17 protein-coding genes, 1 riboswitch and 1 other annotated feature are annotated in these 21559 nt (G+C 39.1%); of the genes, 16 read left to right on the forward strand and 1 reads right to left on the reverse strand.

The window, feature by feature from the left end:
• Window positions 1–38: 38 nt before the first annotated feature.
• Window positions 39–152, forward strand: a riboswitch (TPP riboswitch).
• A gap of 129 nt (window positions 153–281) precedes the next feature.
• The 16 genes from VXN63_RS10155 to recQ all read left to right on the forward strand — a co-directional run bounded on the left by VXN63_RS10155 (window position 282) and on the right by recQ (window position 20128).
• Window positions 282–1040: a 3-oxoacyl-ACP reductase gene (locus tag VXN63_RS10155; RefSeq protein WP_327757954.1), complete on the forward strand. Its 759-nt coding sequence runs from the start codon at window positions 282–284 to the stop codon at window positions 1038–1040.
• A gap of 197 nt (window positions 1041–1237) precedes the next feature.
• Window positions 1238–1960, forward strand: a complete 723-nt coding sequence (locus VXN63_RS10160; protein WP_327758078.1) for a tRNA1(Val) (adenine(37)-N6)-methyltransferase — start codon at window positions 1238–1240, stop codon at window positions 1958–1960.
• Window positions 1935–2288: a GIY-YIG nuclease family protein gene (locus VXN63_RS10165; protein WP_327757955.1), complete on the forward strand. Its 354-nt coding sequence runs from the start codon at window positions 1935–1937 to the stop codon at window positions 2286–2288. Before VXN63_RS10160 ends, VXN63_RS10165 begins: the two co-directional genes overlap by 26 nt.
• Window positions 2266–3141 carry a 16S rRNA (cytidine(1402)-2'-O)-methyltransferase gene (gene rsmI, locus VXN63_RS10170; RefSeq protein ID WP_327757956.1) on the forward strand — a complete coding sequence of 292 codons (876 nt, stop codon included), beginning with the start codon at window positions 2266–2268 and terminating at the stop codon, window positions 3139–3141. The genes VXN63_RS10165 and rsmI overlap by 23 nt, the downstream gene beginning before the upstream one ends.
• Before the next feature lie 63 nt (window positions 3142–3204).
• Window positions 3205–4053, forward strand: coding sequence for a hypothetical protein (locus VXN63_RS10175; protein WP_327757957.1), 849 nt, complete (start codon window positions 3205–3207; stop codon window positions 4051–4053).
• A gap of 142 nt (window positions 4054–4195) precedes the next feature.
• Window positions 4196–5146 carry an NAD(P)-dependent oxidoreductase gene (locus VXN63_RS10180; RefSeq protein WP_327757958.1) on the forward strand — a complete coding sequence of 317 codons (951 nt, stop codon included), beginning with the start codon at window positions 4196–4198 and terminating at the stop codon, window positions 5144–5146.
• 221 nt (window positions 5147–5367) lie between these two features.
• Window positions 5368–5624: a binding site (T-box leader), on the forward strand.
• A 63-nt stretch (window positions 5625–5687) separates the two neighbouring features.
• Window positions 5688–6959, forward strand: a complete 1272-nt coding sequence (locus tag VXN63_RS10185) for an argininosuccinate synthase (RefSeq protein ID WP_327757960.1) — start codon at window positions 5688–5690, stop codon at window positions 6957–6959.
• A complete protein-coding gene (argC, locus tag VXN63_RS10190; protein ID WP_327757961.1) occupies window positions 6956–7996 on the forward strand; it encodes an N-acetyl-gamma-glutamyl-phosphate reductase in 1041 nt (346 codons plus the stop codon). The genes VXN63_RS10185 and argC overlap by 4 nt, the downstream gene beginning before the upstream one ends.
• A 16-nt stretch (window positions 7997–8012) precedes the next feature.
• Complete coding sequence (argJ, locus tag VXN63_RS10195) at window positions 8013–9263, forward strand: bifunctional glutamate N-acetyltransferase/amino-acid acetyltransferase ArgJ (RefSeq protein WP_327757962.1); 1251 nt, start codon at window positions 8013–8015, stop codon at window positions 9261–9263.
• Window positions 9226–10134, forward strand: a complete 909-nt coding sequence (gene argB / locus VXN63_RS10200) for an acetylglutamate kinase (RefSeq protein WP_327757963.1) — start codon at window positions 9226–9228, stop codon at window positions 10132–10134. Before argJ ends, argB begins: the two co-directional genes overlap by 38 nt.
• Window positions 10135–10172: 38 nt before the next feature.
• Window positions 10173–11348, forward strand: coding sequence for an aspartate aminotransferase family protein (locus VXN63_RS10205; RefSeq protein WP_327757964.1), 1176 nt, complete (start codon window positions 10173–10175; stop codon window positions 11346–11348).
• Entirely contained in the window at window positions 11348–12271 is a 924-nt protein-coding gene (gene argF / locus VXN63_RS10210; protein ID WP_327757965.1) for an ornithine carbamoyltransferase, read from the forward strand. The genes VXN63_RS10205 and argF overlap by 1 nt, the downstream gene beginning before the upstream one ends.
• Window positions 12261–13649 carry an argininosuccinate lyase gene (gene argH, locus VXN63_RS10215; protein WP_327757966.1) on the forward strand — a complete coding sequence of 463 codons (1389 nt, stop codon included), beginning with the start codon at window positions 12261–12263 and terminating at the stop codon, window positions 13647–13649. The genes argF and argH overlap by 11 nt, the downstream gene beginning before the upstream one ends.
• A gap of 324 nt (window positions 13650–13973) precedes the next feature.
• Complete coding sequence (gene pepF / locus VXN63_RS10220; protein WP_327757967.1) at window positions 13974–15779, forward strand: oligoendopeptidase F; 1806 nt, start codon at window positions 13974–13976, stop codon at window positions 15777–15779.
• A 434-nt stretch (window positions 15780–16213) separates the two neighbouring features.
• Window positions 16214–17848, forward strand: a complete 1635-nt coding sequence (abc-f, locus tag VXN63_RS10225; protein WP_327757968.1) for a ribosomal protection-like ABC-F family protein — start codon at window positions 16214–16216, stop codon at window positions 17846–17848.
• 132 nt (window positions 17849–17980) lie between these two features.
• Entirely contained in the window at window positions 17981–20128 is a 2148-nt protein-coding gene (gene recQ, locus VXN63_RS10230; protein ID WP_327757970.1) for a DNA helicase RecQ, read from the forward strand.
• A gap of 56 nt (window positions 20129–20184) precedes the next feature.
• Here recQ and VXN63_RS10235 read toward each other — a convergent pair whose 3' ends face one another.
• Complete coding sequence (locus tag VXN63_RS10235) at window positions 20185–21462, reverse strand: NAD(P)/FAD-dependent oxidoreductase (RefSeq protein WP_327757972.1); 1278 nt, start codon at window positions 21460–21462, stop codon at window positions 20185–20187.
• Window positions 21463–21559 lie beyond the last annotated feature (97 nt).

Consider the following 21559-nt stretch of genomic DNA (forward strand, 5'->3'; position numbering starts at 1 on the left):
AAAAGCTTATGATATGATTTATGTAATTGAATACATAAAAAGACCACTAGGGGAGCTTATTGCTGAAATGCTGAGGCTGAGATAGGTAGAAACCTGACCCTTAGGACCTGATCTGGATAAAGCCAGCGTAGGAAAAGTGGAATGAACGATTTTGACTCTAGCACTCTCTTTTGAGAAGGCTTTATTGAGATTGCAAATAAGCCGACACCACTTTTCTGTCCGCAAAGGATAGTGAAGGGGTGTTTTTTATTTGTTCAAAAAAAGTGAAAAGAGGAAAAGCAATGAGTGAACAGAAGACCGTTTTAGTGACAGGATCAAGTCGAGGACTAGGTGCTGTGATTGCGAAACAGTTCGGTGAAAAAGGATATAAAGTAGTAGTCAATTACTTTAAAAGTAAGGAAAAGGCGCTTAAGGTTGTTGAAGAGATAGGGGAAGGAAACGCAATCGCCATCCAAGCAGATGTCAGAAATAAACAACAAGTAGAAGCCATGGTAAAAAAAGCAACAGAACAATTTGGACCTATCGATATCGTCGTAAACAATGCTTTAATCAATTTTGAATTTAATCCAGTCACCCAAGGAGCGGTGGAAGAATTGACTTGGGAAAATTACAATGAACAGCTTCAAGGAACGGTCCAATCTGCTTTGAATACAATCCAAGCGGTCCTTCCCGGAATGAAAAAACAAGGATATGGTCGTATAATCAATATTGGAACAAACTTGTTTCAAAATCCCGTAGTACCTTATCACCAATACACAACTGCGAAAGCGGCACTCATTGGTTTTACTAGGAATATGGCAAAAGAGCTCGGGAAAGATCAGATCACAGTCAATATGGTGTCTGGTGGATTATTAGAACGGACAGATGCTAGTGCAGTGACTACGCCAGAAGTTTTTGATTTGATAGCAGCTAGTTCTGCACTAAATCGTGTGACAGAACCAACAGATGTAGCGGAAGTCGTTGTTTTCTTGGGGTCTGAAGCTTCAAGAGGCGTCACGGGGCAGAATATTGTTGTAGATAGCGGACTGACAATGAATTAAGAAATAAATAGTTTTGTAGAAAGTGATTAATCATTTTATTGATTAGAAGCAAAAAGCTACGCCTTAGTGGGTGTAGCTTTTTACTTGTTCGGGGTAATGTTCACTAGAAAATTTTGGTATACTATAAGAAACTGATAGATAAGGAAGCTAAGCGATTGAAAGACTTACTTAAAGATGACGAACGTATTGATCAGTTGATGCAATACGATATAGAAATTATACAGAGCCCTTCAGTCTTCTCTTTTTCACTAGATGCCGTATTATTAGGAGAGTTTGCTCAAGTACCCAAGCATAATCGCGCTAAAATTATCGATCTTTGTTCTGGGAACGGTGCGGTTGCCCTTATGCTTAGTCAAAAGACGGCTAGTCCGGTGATGGGGATAGAGATTCAGGAAAGACTTGTAGATATGGCAAATAGAAGTATCAAGTTGAATCAGTTAGAGGAACAAGTAACAATGAAAAAGGCTGATGTTAAAGAAATCAGAGAAATGATTCGTCACGATTCGGTGGATGTCGTAACTTGTAATCCACCTTATTTCAAAGTGACAGAAGAAAGCCTTCAGAATCCAAACACGCACCTTGCGATTGCCAGACATGAAATCTTTTTGTCTCTGGAGGAAATGATGAAAGCAACGGCTTTTTTACTTAAAACAAAAGGGAAAGCTTATTTTGTACACAGACCGGATCGGTTTTTAGAAATCTTGGATGCTATGCGTGCCGTTAACCTTGCGCCTAAAAGAGTCCGATTCGTTTACCCTAAAGAGCATAAAGAAGCAAACATGATATTGATTGAAGGCATCAAAAATGGAAAAGAAACAGGATTCTCTGTGCTCCCCCCTTTATTTGTGTTTGATCAAAATGACCAATATTTACCAGAAGTGAGAAGGATGATTTATGGAACTGAACGAAGTAAAGAATAGCTATTTCTATGTCCTACATTGTAAAGATGGTTCGTTTTATGGTGGATATACCACAGACCTAGAGCGAAGACTAGATGAACATAATTCTGGTACAGGTGCGAAATACACCAAACCAGCCTATAGACGCCCCCTTAGAATGATTTATGCTGAAATTCATCCAACGAGAAGTGCAGCGACGAAAGCCGAAGCAGCCTTTAAAAAACGAACAAGAATTAGTAAAGAACGATATTTGAAACAAAACGGAGTGGGGTTACCATTCAGTCAACAAGAACGATGCAAGATTGTAAGAAGAGAGGATGCAGTTGATGCAGACGCAAAAGAGTTATGAGAAAACAGAAACAGGTATGTTATATCTCGTACCGACACCGATTGGGAATTTAGAAGATATGACGTTTAGAGCCATCAGAATGTTGAAAGAAGCAGATTTAATTGCTGCTGAAGATACCAGAAACACCCAGAAATTACTGAATCATTTTGAAATTCAGACAAGTCAGATTAGCTTTCACGAACATAACTCAAATGAACGTACACCAAAACTGATTGAACGAATGATTGCCGGAGAAACGATTGCTCAGGTGAGTGACGCAGGTATGCCTTCGATTAGCGATCCGGGTGTAGACTTGGTTAAAGCAGCTATTGAGGCGGGGATTGCAGTTGTCCCATTACCGGGAGCAAATGCTGCACTGCCAGCACTCATTGCTTCTGGTATCTCACCCCAACCGTTTTACTTTCACGGGTTCTTACCGAGGAAGAAAAAAGATTTGCATACTGAACTGGAAACACTGAATAAACGCCAGGAAACCATCATTTTCTATGAATCGCCACATCGATTAAAAGCGCTACTGGAACAAATTGAAAAAGTCATGGGGCCAGATCGAAAGATTGTTTTAGCTAGAGAATTAACGAAAAGATATGAAGAATTTATCAGAGGAACAGTTTCTGAAGTGTCTGAATGGGCGCAAGCAGAGCAGATTCGAGGAGAATTCTGTGTGATTCTTGAAGGAAATGCTCATCCGATTTTAGACCAAGAAATCGCAGAATGGCAAAATTGGTCTGTAAAAGAACATGTCGAAAAATTAATGGAATCAGACGGGTTAAATAGTAAACAGGCAATAAAAGAAGTATCTATTTTAAGAGAACAACCTAAAAGAGACATTTATTCTGAGTATCACGAGATATAAGACAATTATAGTATTCTTAAAAAAGATACAGTATACTATAATCAAATGAAGGAGGTAGTCTTTATGAAAAAATGGACGAAAATAATCACGCTCTTAACTGTTGGGGCTGCGCTAGCTGCGTGTAGCAACGATAATGATGAAGCTGTAGTGGCACCTGAAACAGAACAAGAAACGACTACTGAGACAGCTACGGAAACAACTACTGAAACGACTGAAGAAACTGAACCAGTCGATGAAACCGAAGATCAAAGAGCAGCGTATCAAGCTGAACTAGATCAAGCACAAGCGCAATATGATAATGAACAGTTGGATGAATCAGCTGGAACATTGTCTGTTTTACTTAAAGAAGATTTAACGGAATATCAAGCCATTAAGGTTGAAGCTGAAGGACTTTTAGAAAAAGTCACGCTCGCTCAAGCGGAACAAGCAAGACAAGTAGCGGGAACCTCTTCTGACAAAACTGAGTATCAGACAGAGCGTAGCTCTTCTGTGCTTGCAGAAAAATACTTAGCTGAAACAGGTCAGTCTATCGAAGCTGCAACAGACGAAGAATTGGGAAGCTGGTTATCTGCTCAAGATAAGAAAGCAGAAGAAACAAGTTCGAGTTCTGAAACAGACGCAGAAGAAACGACAGAAACAGAAGCTGAACCAGAAAATGAATTTGCTACTGACGAAGAAGCGGAAGATTATGCATTCGATCAACTAATTGGAAGACTAGGATTGTCGAATGAAAACTACTCTTATTTTGTGAATAAAACAGATGATCAGTGGGTAACAATTGAAGCAAGAGAGTCAATGGAACAAGACGGCGTAGAATGGTCGAACATGATTGGGATGTACCGTTATAACCTTGAAAATGATTCCATTGAAAAATTGGATTCTATAACAGGGGAATATGAAAGCGTACGGTAAGAGGCCTAGATTCTTAGAAAAATGAAAGCGACACTGACGAGTCAATCGTCAGTGTCTTTTTTTAGTTCTAAACTTACGGAAGTGGAAAATAGAAATTTGAAGCGCCCTGTGTCATAATAGAAAAAAGGGAGTGGAAGAACTTATGTCAAAATATATTTTAGCATTAAGAGAACTTCAGCCAGAGCATCAAAAACGTGTGGAAGAAATCGCACCAGATCATAAGGTGATTCGTTCAATAGAAGAAGCGGATGCCATTGAAGATATTGAAATTCTTTATAGTTGGAAAAAAGATCAAGGAACGGAACTACTTAATAACGATAAAAATCAGCTCAAATGGATTCAAACAGCCTCCGCAGGAATCGATTATCTAGATCTTGAAGAACTCGAGAAACAAGAAATTATTTTAACCAATTCGAGTGGAATTCATGCAAAAGGTATTGCAGAATCTACTATGGCCATGATTTTGAATTATACTAGAGGAATTGGACATTCTTTGAAAGCACAGCTTAACGCTGAATGGTCTGAACTAGAGACCTTGATTGAACTTGAAGAAAAGACGATTATGATCGTTGGAACAGGAGAAATTGGTAAGCAAGTCGGGAAACTAGCGAAAGCTTTTGATATGAAAACGATCGGAATTAATCGAAGTGGCGATCATGCAGATCATATGGACGAACAACATACTCAAGACGATTTGTCAGAAGTCATTGGTCAGGCGGATATTGTTGTGAATATTTTACCTCTTACAGATGAGACGGAAGACTTCTTCGACAAAGAACGGTTCAGCAACATGAAAGAACAGTCAATCTTCATCAATGTGGGTAGAGGTGGATCAGTTGTTACGGATGATCTGATCGATGCACTAGAAAATGGAAATCTTGCTTATGCGGGGTTAGATGTATTGCACGAAGAGCCACTTCCAGAAGATCATCCTTTATGGAAAAGAGACGACGTATTGATTACGCCACATATTTCAGGTCATTTAGAAAACTATGACCGTCATCTTTTCCCTATTTTCGAAAAAAATCTTAAAGCATTTGTAGAAAATGAATCTTTGCCAGTGAACGTGGTTGATTATTCAAAAGGATATTAATCACGTAATTAGAATCGAGTATACTGAAAGACGAGAAAAAGCTATTTAAAAGCTTTTTCTTGTCTTTTTTTAGAATAAAATCGATTAGGAGAATTGTATATCAATAAATATTGTGTATAAAAATTTAAAAATAACCGTTATAACTCATATTTATTATATATTTATTCAAAAATTAGTATAAAAAGTGTTGACTTCTATTTTGAGCTATTGTAGACTACATCATAACATCAATGAACAAGAGAGTAAGTGAATCACTTTATAAATGCTTAAGGCAGTCAGCGAGTCGACACAGAGTGGAAGGTCGGCATAAAGAGTTCACTGAACCGCACTTGGAAGATGCTTTTTCCCATAATTATTTATGGTTATGAGAAAAAGCCGTCATGCAGCGTTAATGCACTGAGGTGGCAGACACCCAAAATGGTTTGATTAATAGTCGTCTGCAAGTAGAGTGGTACCGCGATGAACAATCGTCTCTGTGTAAAAACAGTAGACGATTTTTTTTATACCCAAAAATATCATTTCAAGAAGAGGAGCAGACAACATGACAGAAAAAAACTACAACAAAATCGTACTAGCTTATTCAGGTGGGTTAGACACATCGGTCATTATTCACTGGTTGAAAGAACACTATAACTGCGAAATCATTGCCGTTACTGCTAACGTAGGACAGGAAGATGAGTTGGAAGGACTAGAAGAAAAAGCCTTAAAAACAGGTGCTTCAAAATTCCACCTAGCTGAAATTGAAGAAGCTTTTGTGTATGACTCTATTTTCCCAACTCTAAAAGCTGGAGCAATCTACGAAAATAAATATCTTCTTGGAACAGCGACTGCACGTCCAATCATTGCGAAAGCATTGGTTGATATTGCGAAACAAGAAGGAGCAGACGCAATCTGTCATGGGTGTACTGGAAAAGGAAATGACCAAGTCCGTTTTGAAATGGGCATCAAAGCACTTGCGCCGCAAATGGACATTATTGCTCCCTGGAGAACATGGGATATTACGTCTCGTGAAGAAGCAATCGATTATGCAGAGAAAAATAAAATTCCACTGAAAATCTCTCGTGAAACCAATTATTCTAAAGACAAAAATCTTTGGCACTTATCTCATGAAGGATTGGACCTTGAAGACCCAATGAATGAACCGAAATATGACTCGATTTTAGAAATGAGCGTCACGCCAGAACAAGCTCCAAACCAGCCAACGTATGTTAGTATTTCCTTTGAACAAGGGATTCCAGTTGCAATCAATGGAAAAGAAACGGATGGTGTTCAGCTGATCAAACAATTGAATAGAGTAGGGGGCGCAAATGCTATTGGCATCCTTGATATGATTGAAAACCGTTTAGTTGGAATGAAAAGTCGTGGAGTTTATGAAACACCAGGCGGGACACTTCTTTACTTTGCACATGAGCAACTAGAGATGATCACGTTAGATAAGGAAACTTTGCAGTACAAGCAAGATCTCGCTCAGAAATATGCGAACCTCATTTATAATGGTCAATTTTTCACACCATTAAAACAAGCAATGGACGCTTTTGTTGATGAAACACAACAGACTGTTACAGGAACGGTGGAGTTGAAATTGTATAAAGGAAACATGGTTATCTCAAGCGTTGAATCGCCATACAGTCTTTACTCAGAAGCCTTTGCGACGTTTGACGAAGATGAGGTATATGATCAGGGAGATGCAGCAGGATTCATTAACCTTTATGGTTTATCCAGTGTCATCCAAGCTGAAATGAAACAGAAAACTCAATTCGCTAAAGAAGCCCAGCATCCGTTCAATACTAAGCAAGAAGGGATCAAAGCATGAGTCTAGTAAAAGTAGGCGTAATTGGAGCGAGTGGATTTGTCGGAGCAGAACTGACAAGGATATTACTCACACATCCAAACGTTCAGCTGACTGGTTTATCTTCTCTTCATCATATAGGACAATCAATCTCAACGGTCTTTCCAGCTTTCGTAGGGTCATTTGATCAAGTTTTTTTAAATAATGAAACGGTTATTGAAAAGGCAGATGTGCTGTTCCTTTGTTTACCACATGGTAAGAGTGAAGCTTTGGTTAAACAATGTATCGATCAAGGTAAAAAAGTGATTGATATTGGAGCAGATTTTAGACTGAAAAATCTAGATGCTTATCAGGAATGGTATGACGTTTCCGTAGAATATCCAGAGTTACGAAATGAAGCGGTCTATGGCTTACCGGAGTTGAACCGCGAACAAATCAAAGAAAGCCAACTTGTTGCTAATCCAGGGTGTTATCCGACCAGTATTTTACTAGGACTATATCCAGCAATTGCAAATCAGCTGGTTGATCCGAGCAATTTGATTATAGATTCTAAATCGGGCGTAACAGGAGCTGGAAAAACTTTATCGGAAGTAACACATTTTGCTTTAAAAAATGAAGGATTTAATGCGTACAAAATAGCTAGTCATAGGCATACCCCAGAAATTGAAGAGATCATTCAGTTAATAAGTGGAGAACAGATCCAATGTTCTTTTGTACCGCATCTGCTACCGGTCAATCGAGGGATTTTATCCACACTGTATGCGGATATCAATCCTGACGTAACCCCAGAAGATATCTATACCGCCTATGAAACATTCTACGAACAGGAGCCTTTTGTTACGGTGCTTGAAAAAGGGAAGCTGCCCGATATCAGTCACGTTAGTCATTCCAACCAGTGTCATATTGGACTGACGGTAGATACAAGAACCAATCGATTAATCATCGTTAGTGTGATCGACAATATGCAAAAAGGTGCAGCTGGACAAGCTGTACAGAACTTTAATTTGATGATAGGTCTAGATGAAACGAAAGGTCTTGCGATGGTTGCACCATCGTTTTGAAAGGAGAGGTGATAGGATGCAAATTAGTACGAAACAGAAGACTGAACAGCAATGGAAATGGATCGAAGGGAATGTTTGTGCACCTAAAGGATTTATGGCATCAGGGTTACATGCAGGATTCAAGCGTAAACGAAAAGATCTTGCACTGATTTACAGTAAGCAACTCTGTTCGACAGCCAGTGTTTATACACAAAACAAGGTCAAGGGCGCACCAATTATTGTAACGCAAGAACATAGCGCGAATGGTTATGCACAAGCCATCATCTGTAATAGCGGCAATGCGAACACGTGTAATACGAATGGTATTGAGATTGCGAATCAAGTCTGTGATCTATTAGGAGAGTCTCTGGATATTTCAAGCCAAAATATCATCGTTGCCTCAACGGGTGTGATTGGACAACCGCTTGATATAGAACCATTTAAATACGGGATACCGGAGTTGGTCGATCAACTAAATTTCGCAGGCGATCAAGCAGCTGCCGAAGCGATATTAACGACGGACACGGATATTAAAGAGAGTGCTGTGGCTTTTGAATTAGAAGATACACTTGTTACAATCGGCGGAATGTCTAAAGGCAGTGGCATGATCCATCCGAATATGGCTACAATGCTCGGTTTTGTTACAACCGACGTGGCTATCGAACCAGAAATGTTATCTATTGCATTGAAATCGGTCGTTAAAGATACCTTCAATATGATTAGTGTAGATGGGGATACCTCTACAAACGATATGGTAAGCGTTTTGGCAAATGGTGAAGCTGGTAATGCCATCATCGATTCAGAATTTCATCCTAGTTATGCGGTGTTTAAAGCGGCACTTCATCAAGTTTGCAAAGAACTTGCGATTGCAATAGCTGAAGATGGGGAAGGGGCAAGCACCTTGATCACTTGCAATGTATTTGAAGCGAATACAGAACAAGATGCAAAATTTATGGCAAAGGAAGTCATCAGTAGCAGCTTGGTCAAAACCGCTGTTCATGGAAGAGATGCTAATGTAGGACGTTTGCTGTGCGCGATTGGCTATAGTGAAGCAGATTTTGATCAGCAGATCATAGACATCTACTTGCGTGCCCAAAACTATCAGAGTATCTGCGTATGTGAAGCAGGATCGATTCTTTCCTTTGATGAAGACAAAGCTTTCGAAATATTAGGCACAGATCAGCTTAGTATCGATATTTATCTTTACCAAGGGCAGGAAAAAGCGACGGCTTGGGGGTGTGACCTTACTTATGACTATGTCAAAATCAACAGTGCTTACAGGACATGATCAATTACAGTCAGATCATTTAGATTCATTTAAAGTAGCAGAGATCCTGACAAATGCACTTCCTTATATCCAACGCTATGATCAGAAAATGGTCGTCATCAAATATGGTGGATCGGCAATGCAAGATGAAACATTAAAACAAGCCGTACTTTCAGATATTTTATTGCTAGCAAAAGTAGGAATCAATGTGGTCATTGTTCATGGTGGTGGTCCAGATATCAATCATTGGCTAGATAAAGCAAATGTTCAGAGTACCTTTGTGAATGGATTAAGAAAAACTGATGCGGATACGATGGAGATTGCTCAGATGGTTCTAGCCGGTAAGATCAATAAGGATCTAACACGCATGATTCATAGTTTGGGAGGTAAAGCCATAGGGATCAGCGGAATCGATGGCGGAATGATTTCAGCAACGTTAAAAGACCCAGAACACTTAGGTTCAGTAGGAGAAATTAAAGGAGTCAATACACAAGTTATCAAAGATCTTGTATATAAAGGCTATATACCTGTCATTGCTTGTATTGGAACAGATGAGAACGGGGAAAGCTGTAATATAAATGGAGATGAAATGGCTAGCGGAATTGCCAAGGCACTAGGGGCAGATAACTTTGTATTGATGTCAGATGTTGCGGGTGTACTGGAAGATTCTACAGATCCAAGTACCTTAATCAGACAAATCGATATTGAGAATATCGAGTCATTAAACGAACAACAAATCATTAGTGGTGGCATGATTCCAAAGGTTCAATGCTGCGTAGATGCGGTCAAAGAATCTGTTAGACAAGCGGTTATTTTAGACGGACGTATCCCACATTCTCTGATCGTAGAATTTTTAACAGATAGTGGAATTGGGACATTATTCTACAAATAAATTGAACGGATCAAATAAGAAAGGGAGTGTGCAAAAAAATGACCAGTATAACTTGGACCAACGAGTACATCACGCCGACATATTCGCGTATAGAAATCGCACTCGAAAAAGGAAACGGATATTATGTGTTCGATGAAGAAGGAAATCGGTATTTAGATTTCACAGCCGGTATTGGTGTTAACTCATTAGGCTATCAACATAAAGAATGGCTATCAGCTACTCAAAGTCAGCTCAACTTGCTTCAGCATACCTCAAATCTTTTCTATACAAATCCAGGTGCTCAACTGGCGCAAAAGTTGTGTACAAGAACAGGGATGAAACATGTTTTATTCGTCAACTCTGGAGCAGAGTCAAACGAAGTGGCTATCAAGGTGGCCAGAAAATATGGTCATCAAAAGGATCCCAATAAACATAAAATTCTTACACTGAGCAATTCCTTTCATGGGCGTACCGTGACCACATTGTCGGCAACTGGTCAGGATGTTTTTCATCAGTATTTTGATCCATTCACAGAAGGTTTCGAGTTTGTTCAAACGAACAATCTAGAAGATCTTCGTACAAAAATCGACCAATCCGTCTGCGCAATCATGATTGAACTTGTTCAGGGAGAAGGCGGTGTCGTACCCCTAGATCAGACATTTGTGGAGGCAGTCGTAGAAGTCTGCGAACAGAATGATTGTTTATTGATTATCGATGAAGTTCAAACGGGGATTGGTCGTACGGGGAAACTATTTGCCTATGAACACTTTGGACTGAAACCAGATGTGGTGACAAGTGCGAAAGGTTTAGGGAATGGACTACCGATTGGAGCGGCCTTACTTGGAGAAAAGGTAGAACATGTTTTGGAGCCAGGAGATCATGGGTCGACATTTGGAGGGAATCCAGTTGTAGCAGCAGGAGCTAATGTGGTTTTAGATACGATGACCGACAACTTTCTGACTCAGATTACAGAGAACGGTGACTGGCTGAAAGAAAAACTGCTGGCACTAGATGGCGTTGAGTCTGTTTCAGGTTTAGGGTTGATGATTGGTGTGACTTTCAAATCATTATCAGCCAAGGAAGTAGTCGCTAAGGCTAAAGAGGAAGGGGTACTATTTCTAACGGCTAAAGAAAAAGTGAGATTATTGCCACCCCTTATAATCGACGAACAAGCGATTGATGAAGCGGTAAACTGTATCAAAAATATATTAAAAGTAGAAGTGGGGGTCAGTTAATGGAACATTTACTGAAACTATCAGATTTGACAAAAGAAGAGCTGCTTTCCATTCTTGAAACTGGACACGATTTGAAAAAGAAACTCAAATCTGGTATTGAAACCCCTTATTTGAAAGGGAAGACCTTAGGAATGATCTTCCAGAAAGCTTCTACACGTACGCGTGTCTCTTTTGAAGTGGGAATGAATCAGTTAGGTGGACATCCTCTTTACTTAAGTGCGAGCGATCTTCAGATGGGCCGTGGGGAATCGATTGAAGATACGGCGCAAGTACTGTCACGCTACTTAGATGCCATTATGATTCGTACCTTCGACCAAGCAGACGTTGAAACGCTTGCGGAGTACGGAACGGTGCCGATCATCAATGGTTTGACGGATCTTTATCATCCCTGCCAAATTCTCGCAGATCTCATGACCATTCAAGAAGTGAAAGGATCGCTTGAAGGCTTAAAATTCGCTTTTGTCGGAGATGGTAATAACATGGCGAACTCATTGATCGTTGGTTCATTACTCGTAGGTGCTTCAATCGCTGTTGCATCACCAAAAGGCTATCGACCAAATGACGATCTTTTAGAGCGCTACATTGATCATCCAGGATTTCTGTTGACGGAAGATCCTTACGAAGCAGTAAAAGATGCGGATGTCGTTTTTACCGATGTGTGGGCGAGTATGGGAGATGAAGCAGAAGCTGAGATCAGAAAAAAAGTTTTCCAGAATATCTATCAAGTTAATCATGATCTTCTAGCTGTTGCAGATTCTCAAGTGATGGTTCAGCATTGTCTTCCAGCGCATAAAGAAGAAGAAATCTCGACAGAAGTTTTTGAACAGCATGCGGCTTATATCTTTGAAGAAGCTGAGAATCGTCTCCATGTTCAAAAAGCCGTCCTCGTTCATTTGATGGGAGTGCCCGCATATGTCAGCTAATACAAATAAAGTTTGGAGAGGTCGCTTCAGCGGCGAGAGTGCCCAAGAAGTTGATGTCTTTAATTCTTCGATCAGTTTTGATTATGTCTTATTTGAAGAGGATATCGCTGGAAGTATCGCTCATGCCAAGATGCTTGGACAGCAAAAAATTATTTCCAGTGAAGATACACAGAAAATCGTTGAGGGTTTAGAGACGATTTTAAAAGACTTGAAAAGTGGGCAACTCCTATTTGATGAACAAGCTGAAGATATTCATATGTTTATTGAAGCAGAGCTTACGAATCGGATAGGAGATGCTGGGAAACGACTTCACACAGGAAGAAGCCGAAATGACCAAGTAGCTTTGGATTTAAGACTATACGTTAAAAAGCAAATTGCTGAGATTAAAGCAAAATTGATTCAGTTTGAACAAGTGATCATCCAACAAGCTGAACAGCACCTCAATACCGTAATGCCAGGTTATACCCATCTTCAAATTGCTCAGCCCATTACATTTGCACATCAAATTCTAGCTTACGCTCAAATGATTGCAAGAGATATAAAGCGACTAGATGAAGCCAGCGAACATACAGATTCGATGCCACTGGGAAATGGTGCATTAGCTGGAACAACGTATCCATTAGACCGTCAATTTGTCGCGGAACAGTTAGGATTTAAGGAAGTGACCGCGAATAGTCTGGACGGGGTTTCTGATCGTGATTTTGTACTGGATACAGCCTATGCATTAAGTATGGTTATGATGCATCTTTCTCGATTATCAGAAGAAATCATTCTTTGGTGTACACAGGAATTTCACTTTGTTGAGTTAGATGATGCTTTTGCGACTGGGTCATCGATCATGCCGCAGAAGAAAAATCCTGATGTAGCTGAACTCGTTCGTGGCAAAACGGGTAGAGCTTACGGGAATCTTCAGACGCTACTTACCATGATGAAAGGTATTCCGTTGGCTTACAATAAAGATATGCAAGAAGATAAAGAAGCCCTATTCGATAGCATCCGTACAGTCGATATTGCATTATCGGCTATGATTCCGATGGTAAAAACGATGCAAGTGAATAGAGAGCGGATGCGGACAGCCGCTTCAAAAGGCTTTATCAATGCTACGGACTGCGCAGATTATTTAACTAAAAAAGGTGTGCCTTTTAGAGAGGCTTATGAGGTGATTGGCTCACTCGTACAAGCCTGTATTGAAAAAAATCAAACGCTAGAAGACGTTTCTTTAGAAATCTATCAAACGTTACATCCGGTATTTGAAGCTGATATTTACGAAGCGATTGATCTAGACGAATGTGTCATTAAAAGAAGTATTGAAGGTGGGCCTGCGCCAGAAGCGGTCAAAAAACAAATCTCAAGACTTAAAAATCAAATCGATCTTTAGACAAGTATCCGCTATTTCTCAAATGGGGAGAAGTGACGGATACTTGTTTATTATGGAGAAGATTATAACTTAAAGTAATAACTTAACTCTGTTATGATAAATTGATTCTAAGTATTTAATTTGAAAAATCGCGAAATTTCTCACACAACTATTAAAAAGAATGCTATAATAGTCAGAAATAGTGATTAGTTTAATGAGGATAGATAAATAACTTATTGAAATGTAGAAGTTATCTTGATCATGTCTTTAATAGATCTTAAATAGTTATATTTTTATAACTAGACCTAATCACGATATACTTATGAAATTAAAGGGGAGAACAGAATGGCTGAACAATTGAAACCACGTACAGAAATACCTGAAGAATTAACATGGGACTTATCTGCAATCTTTGAAACGCAGGAAGGTTTTGAAGCAGCAGCAGAACAACTTCCAAAAGATGTTCAAGCTTTCGCAGATCAGTTTGATGGAAAGTTAGACAGCGTAGATACTTTGATTGCAGCAATCAAAGAATACGAAAGTTTGATGGCTAAAGGCTCTCATTTAGGACAATACGGCATGTTACCCGTATCTGTAGATATTTCAGATAGTGAAGCTCAACAACAAGCTCGTCACGTATCCAACGTGCTTGCTAGTTTTGGTGCGGGGATGAGTTTCTTTAATTCTCAAATCCAAGAAGTAGACGAATCAACGCTAAACGAAGTGGTTGAAAAAGAAGCGCAATTTGGACCATTCATTAGAGAAGTCAAAGCAGCTAAAAAAGCGAAGCTAGCTCCTGAAGTTGAAAAAGCTTTAGCGCAACTAGACCCTGTCTTTGAAGCCCCGTCAGAAATTTTTGAGCAAGCTCGTTCTGCCGATGCTGATTATGGAACGTTCGAAGTGGATGGTGAAGAATATGAACTAAGCTTCGTACTATATGAAGAAGTTTATATGTATCACGAGAATCCAAAAATTCGTCGTGCAGCCTACGATAAATTTAATGAAGTTCTATCAAAATATCAAAATGTTGTCGCAACAGCTTATTATACACACCTACAAAGCGAAAAAACGCTAGCGACCATGCGTGGATATGATTCTATCTTTGATTACTTATTGGAAAGTCAAGAAGTAGACCAAGAGCTATACCACCGCCAAATTGATATGATCATGAATGACTTCGCGCCGGTTATGCGTAAATTCATCACTCACTTGAAAGACGTTCATGGCTTAGAAAAAATGACTTATGCGGATCTGAAAGTGGACTTAGATCCTGAGTATACAATGCCGGTTACCATTGAAGAGTCTAAAGATCTTGTTCAAGAAGCCTTGGCGCCTCTTGGAGACGAATATGTGAGCATGATTATGCGCTCTTATCCTGAGCGCTGGACTGACTTTGCACAAAACATTGGTAAACGCTCGGGTGCATTCTGCTCAACGACTTACGGAAAACATCCTTATGTTATGGTAACGTGGACAGGGCAATTAACAGATGCATACACACTATTCCATGAACTAGGACACGCTGGACAAGGTGTATTATCAAATGAAAATAATCCATTAACCAGTGCACGTCCATCCCTTTATTTAATTGAAGGTCCTTCTACATTTAACGAGTTATTATTAACAGACTACTTGAAAAATAAAACGGACGATCCACGTATGGAGCGTTCTATTCTTTCTAAAATGATTTCTCGTACGTACTTCCATAACTTTGTAACGCATTTACTTGAAGCAGCATATCAGCGTGAAGTATACAAACTGATCGATGCAGGTAAAAGTTTCGATGCTAAGAAATTGAGCGAACTGAAACTAAGCGTACTAGAACAATTCTGGGGTGATTCTGTTGAACTTGAAGCAGGAGCAGAATTGACTTGGATGCGTCAAATTCACTACTACATGGGATTGTATCCATACACTTACTCTGCTGGTTTAACGATTGCGACACAAGCATTCCTTAAAATCAAAAGTGGAGAAGAAAAAGTGGATGGCTGGTTAGAGTTCCTTGCATTAGGTGGACAGAAAGTTCCAGCTGAAGCAACACTAGTAGCGGGTGTTGACATTACAACAGATCGTCCGTTATCGGATACGATCAAATATCTAGATGAATCCGTAGACCGTATTATTGAGTTGACTGGTGAACTAGATAAATAACTAAATGATTCGAAGAAGGTCTCCACGTTCATAGCGTGGAGATCTTTTTAATAGTTAGATTACTAAACAAAATCATGTATTGTTTTTAATGTCAAAAGAATATAAAATAAGAATATCTTAAACGAACGGAGGTGGAGGTTAGATGTTTCTAACTGCGAAAGAGCACGGAAAAGAAGAATTATATTTATATATATGCCGTGCTGAATTTTCTACTGTTATTGCATAATTGGATCAGTCTGTCCATTTTTAGCAATCGAATAGTAGAATCGCAGAAAAAACATCTTACCCCTACCATTTATAAACAAATTTGAGAGTAATCCATTACCTTCAAATTTGTTGAAAAATAGTCATAGGAGAAGACTCTTTTCTATGGCTATTTTTGTATGCTTCAACTTTGTCTGAAGAATAGGGTGTAAGACAAAAGGAGCTCGAAAATGATTATATGTAATTTAAACACAGTTTCTCAACAATATGGAGGAACAACAATTTTTGAAAACGTCACATTGGAAATAAAACAAGGAGAAAAAATCGGACTTGTTGGAAGAAACGGAAGCGGTAAAACGACTTTAATGAAACTACTCGCACAAACTGAATCTCCAAGTAGCGGAAGTGTTTACTGGAAAAAAGGCTGTTCAATCGGATATCTAGAACAAATTCCAGTTTACTCAGATAAAATGAATGTCAAAGATGTTTTGCGTACAGTTTTCAAAACATTAATGGAAAAAGAAGCAATGATGAAACAATTAGAAATAGAGATGAGTCAAAAAGAGAACGAAAATAACCTCCAGCAACTGATGGATCAATACGGACAAGTTCAAGAGCAGTATCTTCAAGATGGCGGTTATGAAATCGATGCCCGTATCCATCAAGTATCGCAGGGATTGAATATAGACCATTTGATGGATTCGAAATTCACTTTTTTAAGTGGTGGCGAGCAAACGAAGGTTGGATTAGCCATGACGCTTTTGAAAAATCCAGATTTGTTATTACTAGATGAACCAACAAATCACTTAGACTTTGCTGCGACTGAATGGCTAGAACAATTTATTTCTAATTATAAAGGGACGGTCGTTATCATTTCTCATGATCGCTATTTTCTAGATGAGGCGATTCATAAGGTAATAGACATAGAAGATGGTGAGTGCACAGTTTATCACGCAAACTTTTCTAAATATGTAAAAGAAAAAGAAGAAAAAGTGCTGAAAGAATTTCAAGAGTACGAAGAACAGCAGCGGAAAATAAAGAAAATGAAAGAACGAGCAAAAACCCTCAGGGAATGGGCTAATCGAGCTGTTCCTCCTAATCCAGGATTGCACAAAAAAGCGCGACATATGGAACGAATGATTGAGAGAATGGAAAAAGTAAAGAAACCCATTCAGCATAAACAAATGAATTTAGAGATCAAAGCTTCAGAACGTAGTGGTAAAGATGTCGTGCTGGCTAAGGCAGTATCTAAAAACTACAACGGTCGTTTGATTATAGAAGAAGTAGATATACACATTCGATTCGGAGAAAAGATTGGACTAATCGGAAATAATGGAGCAGGGAAATCGACCTTGTTGAAGTTGTTACTTGAAGATGAATTACCGGACTCTGGTTACATTAAAAGAGGAGAGAATTTAAAGATAGGCTACCTTTCGCAACACTTATTTACTGAAAACAGAGAAGAAAGACTGATCGATGTTTTTAGAGAACCACTTCAAATTGATGAAGGTCAGTCTAGAAATCATCTAGCAAACTTCATGTTTTATGGAAATGAAGTGTTTAACCGTATATCCGGATTAAGTGGTGGAGAAAAAATGAGGTTAAGGCTAGCTCAACTCATGCTCGAAGATATTAATTTCTTAGTCTTGGATGAACCAACAAATCATTTGGATATTGAGTCCAGAGAACTAGTAGAAGAAACGTTAGAACGTTTTCAGGGGACGATTATAGCCGTTTCTCATGATCGCTATTTTTTGGATAAAACCTTTAAAAAAATTTATTGGGTAGAGAATCATCAGGTAGAAGCATTCGATGGAGGCTACTCTTGGGCTAAAAGTAAGAAAGCAGAACGCTTAAAGGAATGATTATAAATATAGAGATATTTGACCTTTGAATCGACTGAAAAAAGAATGAACAACTATGTTACAATTATGAAGCAGAAAAAAGAACCAAAGGAATTTTGACTATAGAATTGGAAGAAGAGTGTTGGAGGCAGTATGGAAACCATCTTTAAAACATTGAAACAGTATTATGGATATGAAGCTTTTCGTCCAGGGCAGCAAGAACTAATTGATGCCATTATGGAAGGAAGAGATGTGCTCGGCGTTATGCCTACTGGAGGCGGGAAATCTCTTTGTTACCAGATTCCAGCCATATGTATGGAAGGCGTGACGCTAGTTATCTCTCCACTAATTTCGTTGATGAAAGATCAAGTCGATACATTACAAACAATGGGTGTGCGTGCAGCTTATATTAATAGTCAGTTGTCTTATTTTGAACAACAAGCCATTATAGATGAAGCCATCAGAGGAGATTTGGATCTACTGTATGTTTCTCCAGAACGACTAGGAAATGATCAGTTTCTTTATGCTGTGAGACAGATGAATGTAAACTTAGTTGCAGTAGATGAAGCGCATTGCGTGTCTCAGTGGGGACACGATTTTAGACCAAGTTATCAGGCCATTCCACAAATTATGAATGCTTTGACCAATAGACCACCGTTTGCGGCTTTCACAGCAACGGCTACAAATATTGTTCAAGAAGATATGATTCAACAATTGAATCTGGAGCAACCTTTCCAGCATATCGCGAGTTTTGATCGTCCGAATCTTTATTTTTCAGTGATCAAGCCTGATAAAAAGTTGAATGAGCTGAGCCGGATTTTAGATAAAAAAGAGTCGAGTATCATCTATTGTAATACAAGAAAAAATGTCGATACCGTTTATAAAAACTTGAATAAGAAAGGCTTCCCGGTCACTTATTACCATGCAGGTATTGAACCAGAAACGCGTGCTGCCAACCAAGTTCAATTTCTATATGATGAAAAACCGATTATGGTAGCTACAAATGCATTTGGTATGGGGATAGATAAATCCAATGTTCGTCGTGTGATTCATTACAATATGCCACTTGATATGGAAAGTTATTATCAAAAAGCTGGGCGTGCTGGGAGAGATGGTGCTTCTGCAGAAGCGATCCTATTTTATTCAGCGCAAGATATCATCACGAATACCATGCTGATTGAACGAGGGAATTCACCTCATGCTAAGAAAAATCTGAATTCCATGATTACGTATTGTAAAACCGGTAACTGTCTTCGTAAAAGCATTTTAAAATACTTTAATCAAGAAGTAGATTGGCAAGCATGCGATTATTGTACTAACTGTGATGAAGAAACGGTTACAACAGATATTACTGTTGAATGCCAGAAAATTTTGTCTTGTATTTACCGAATGAATCAACTATATGGAACAGGTTTGATTACGGATGTCTTGAGAGGGAAGAAGACGAGTCGAATTGAGCAGATGAATTTTGATGAGTTGAGTACGTATGGAATTATGTCTGATTATACGGATAGTGATATCAAAGATATGATTTCGATCATGATCAGTGAGGATTATTTGAAAGTTGGTGGGGATCAGTATCCTATACTGGAATTTACGGGGAAGACCTCAGAATTACTCAAAGGTCAAACTACTCTAGCTATTCGAAAACAATTAAAGCAAGAGCCCACGCATAAAACCAAAGCAATGGAAAATATTGAAAATTACGATGCACAACTGTTTGAAAAATTAAGAGGCTTGAGAACGAGGATTGCTCAAGAAATTGGGAAACCACCATTTGTCGTTTTTACGGATAGAAGTTTGATCGATATGTCGGCTAAGTTTCCACAAACGGATGAAGCTTTTCTGGCAACGAATGGTGTTGGGGAAGCGAAGCTGGCTGAATACGGAGAACAGTTCCTTTCGGTGATCAAAGAGTACGTAAAAGAACAGGATATCGATACAGAACAACAAGTAGAACAAAACATTTCCGTCAAGGAAGTCACGAAACCGACTAAGTCATCGAGCAAGAATACAGTTGAAGAAACACTGCGATTGTTTAATGAAGGGGAAGACGTTGAGGCGATTTCTGAAATGAGAGGGTTGTCGACCAATACGATTATTAATCATCTGTGTAAAGCGATTGAAGAACACAAACAGATAGACTATAATCAACTTGTTTCCAAACAATCAGACAAGGAAATCAGAGAAGCCATCGACCAAGTAGGTGATGAATTTCTAAAGCCAATCAAAGAAGCTGTAGCGGATTCTGTCACTTATGACGAAATCAAGTTTGTACTTGCTAAAATTAAAAGTGAGTAAAAAAGACAGTAGAGAGGATAGAAGGTAACTTCTATCATTCTACTGTCTTTTTGTGATTATTGAGCAACTGCCATAGTGGCTTTAGCCGCATGCATTCCTGCAACACGTCCAGTAATAAAGGCACCGGTGATGTTATAGCCACCAGTGTAGCCGTTATAGTCAAGAATCTCTCCAGTAAAGTAAAGATTCTGCATCTTTTTACTTTCCAGAGTTTTAGGATTCACTTCTTTCGTATCCACTCCACCACCTGTAACAAAGGCTTTCTCTATCGGAAGAGAGCCATTTACTGTGAACTGGAAGTCTTTGAAAAAGGTAATAATAGAATCGATTTGAGTCGGCGTTAATTGTTTTAAAGGCATGTTGTCTTCTATATTAAGTCGTTCTAATCCAAACAAGAGATAACGCTCAGGAACGAGTCCTTTAAGTGAGTTTTTCACACTTCTATCTCCAGCGTCTTTGATGAGTTTAGCCATATCTTGCTTCAACTCACCAACAGATTGATCCGGTAATGCATCGATCTTGATAGTGGCATGGTCCGTTTTGTCTCTCTTCATAACTTGATGAACGAACATAGAACAACGAAGAACGGCAGGTCCAGATATTCCAAAGTGGGTAAAAATCATATCCATACGGTGTGAAATCGCGGGTTTACCCTTTTTGTTCAAGACACTCATATCCGCGTCTCTTAAAGCAAGCCCTTGTAAGACTCTCTCTTCTATAAATGGTTCGTCTGATGTGATGGGGACTTCAGTTGGATACAAAGGTTTCAATGTATGTCCAGCTTTTTTAGCCCATTGATAACCGTCTCCAGTTGAACCTGTTTTTGGCATGGCACGTCCGCCAGTAGACAAGATGACGCTTCTTGATAAAAGTGTCCGTCCATCTTTTAATAGCACACCAGTTGCTTGTCCATCTTCATATAAGACCGTTTCTACAGGAGCATTCAAAAAGACTTCGATTTCCTGTTCATCCATGATTCGTTTCAAAGCATCCACAATCGTTCTTGATTTATCAGTTGTTGGAAACATTCTTCCATGATCTTCTTCTTTTAAAGCAATACCATTTGATCGGAAAAATTTCATAATATCATAATTGTCATATTGGTAGAACGCGCTGTATAAAAAGCGTCCGTTTCCAGGGATATGGGTGATGATTTCCTCTTTATCGCGGTTATTCGTCACATTACAGCGACCATTTCCCGTTACTAAAAGTTTTCTACCTAGTAATTTATTTTTTTCAACGACAGCGACTTTGGCACCGGCTTCTGCAGCTGAGATGGCAGCCATCATACCGCTTGTTCCGCCTCCAACGACGAGTACATCGTAGTGAGCCATGTAATTTCCTCCTACTTGTTCATTAAGCTATCCGTAACTGTATCACAATTAGTAGCGTTAAACCAGATAATCAGCGATTTGTTAGCAGGTATTTAAT

This window comes from Marinilactibacillus sp. XAAS-LB27 (genome assembly GCF_036039175.1).
Taxonomy (GTDB): Bacteria; Bacillota; Bacilli; order Lactobacillales; family Carnobacteriaceae_A; genus Marinilactibacillus.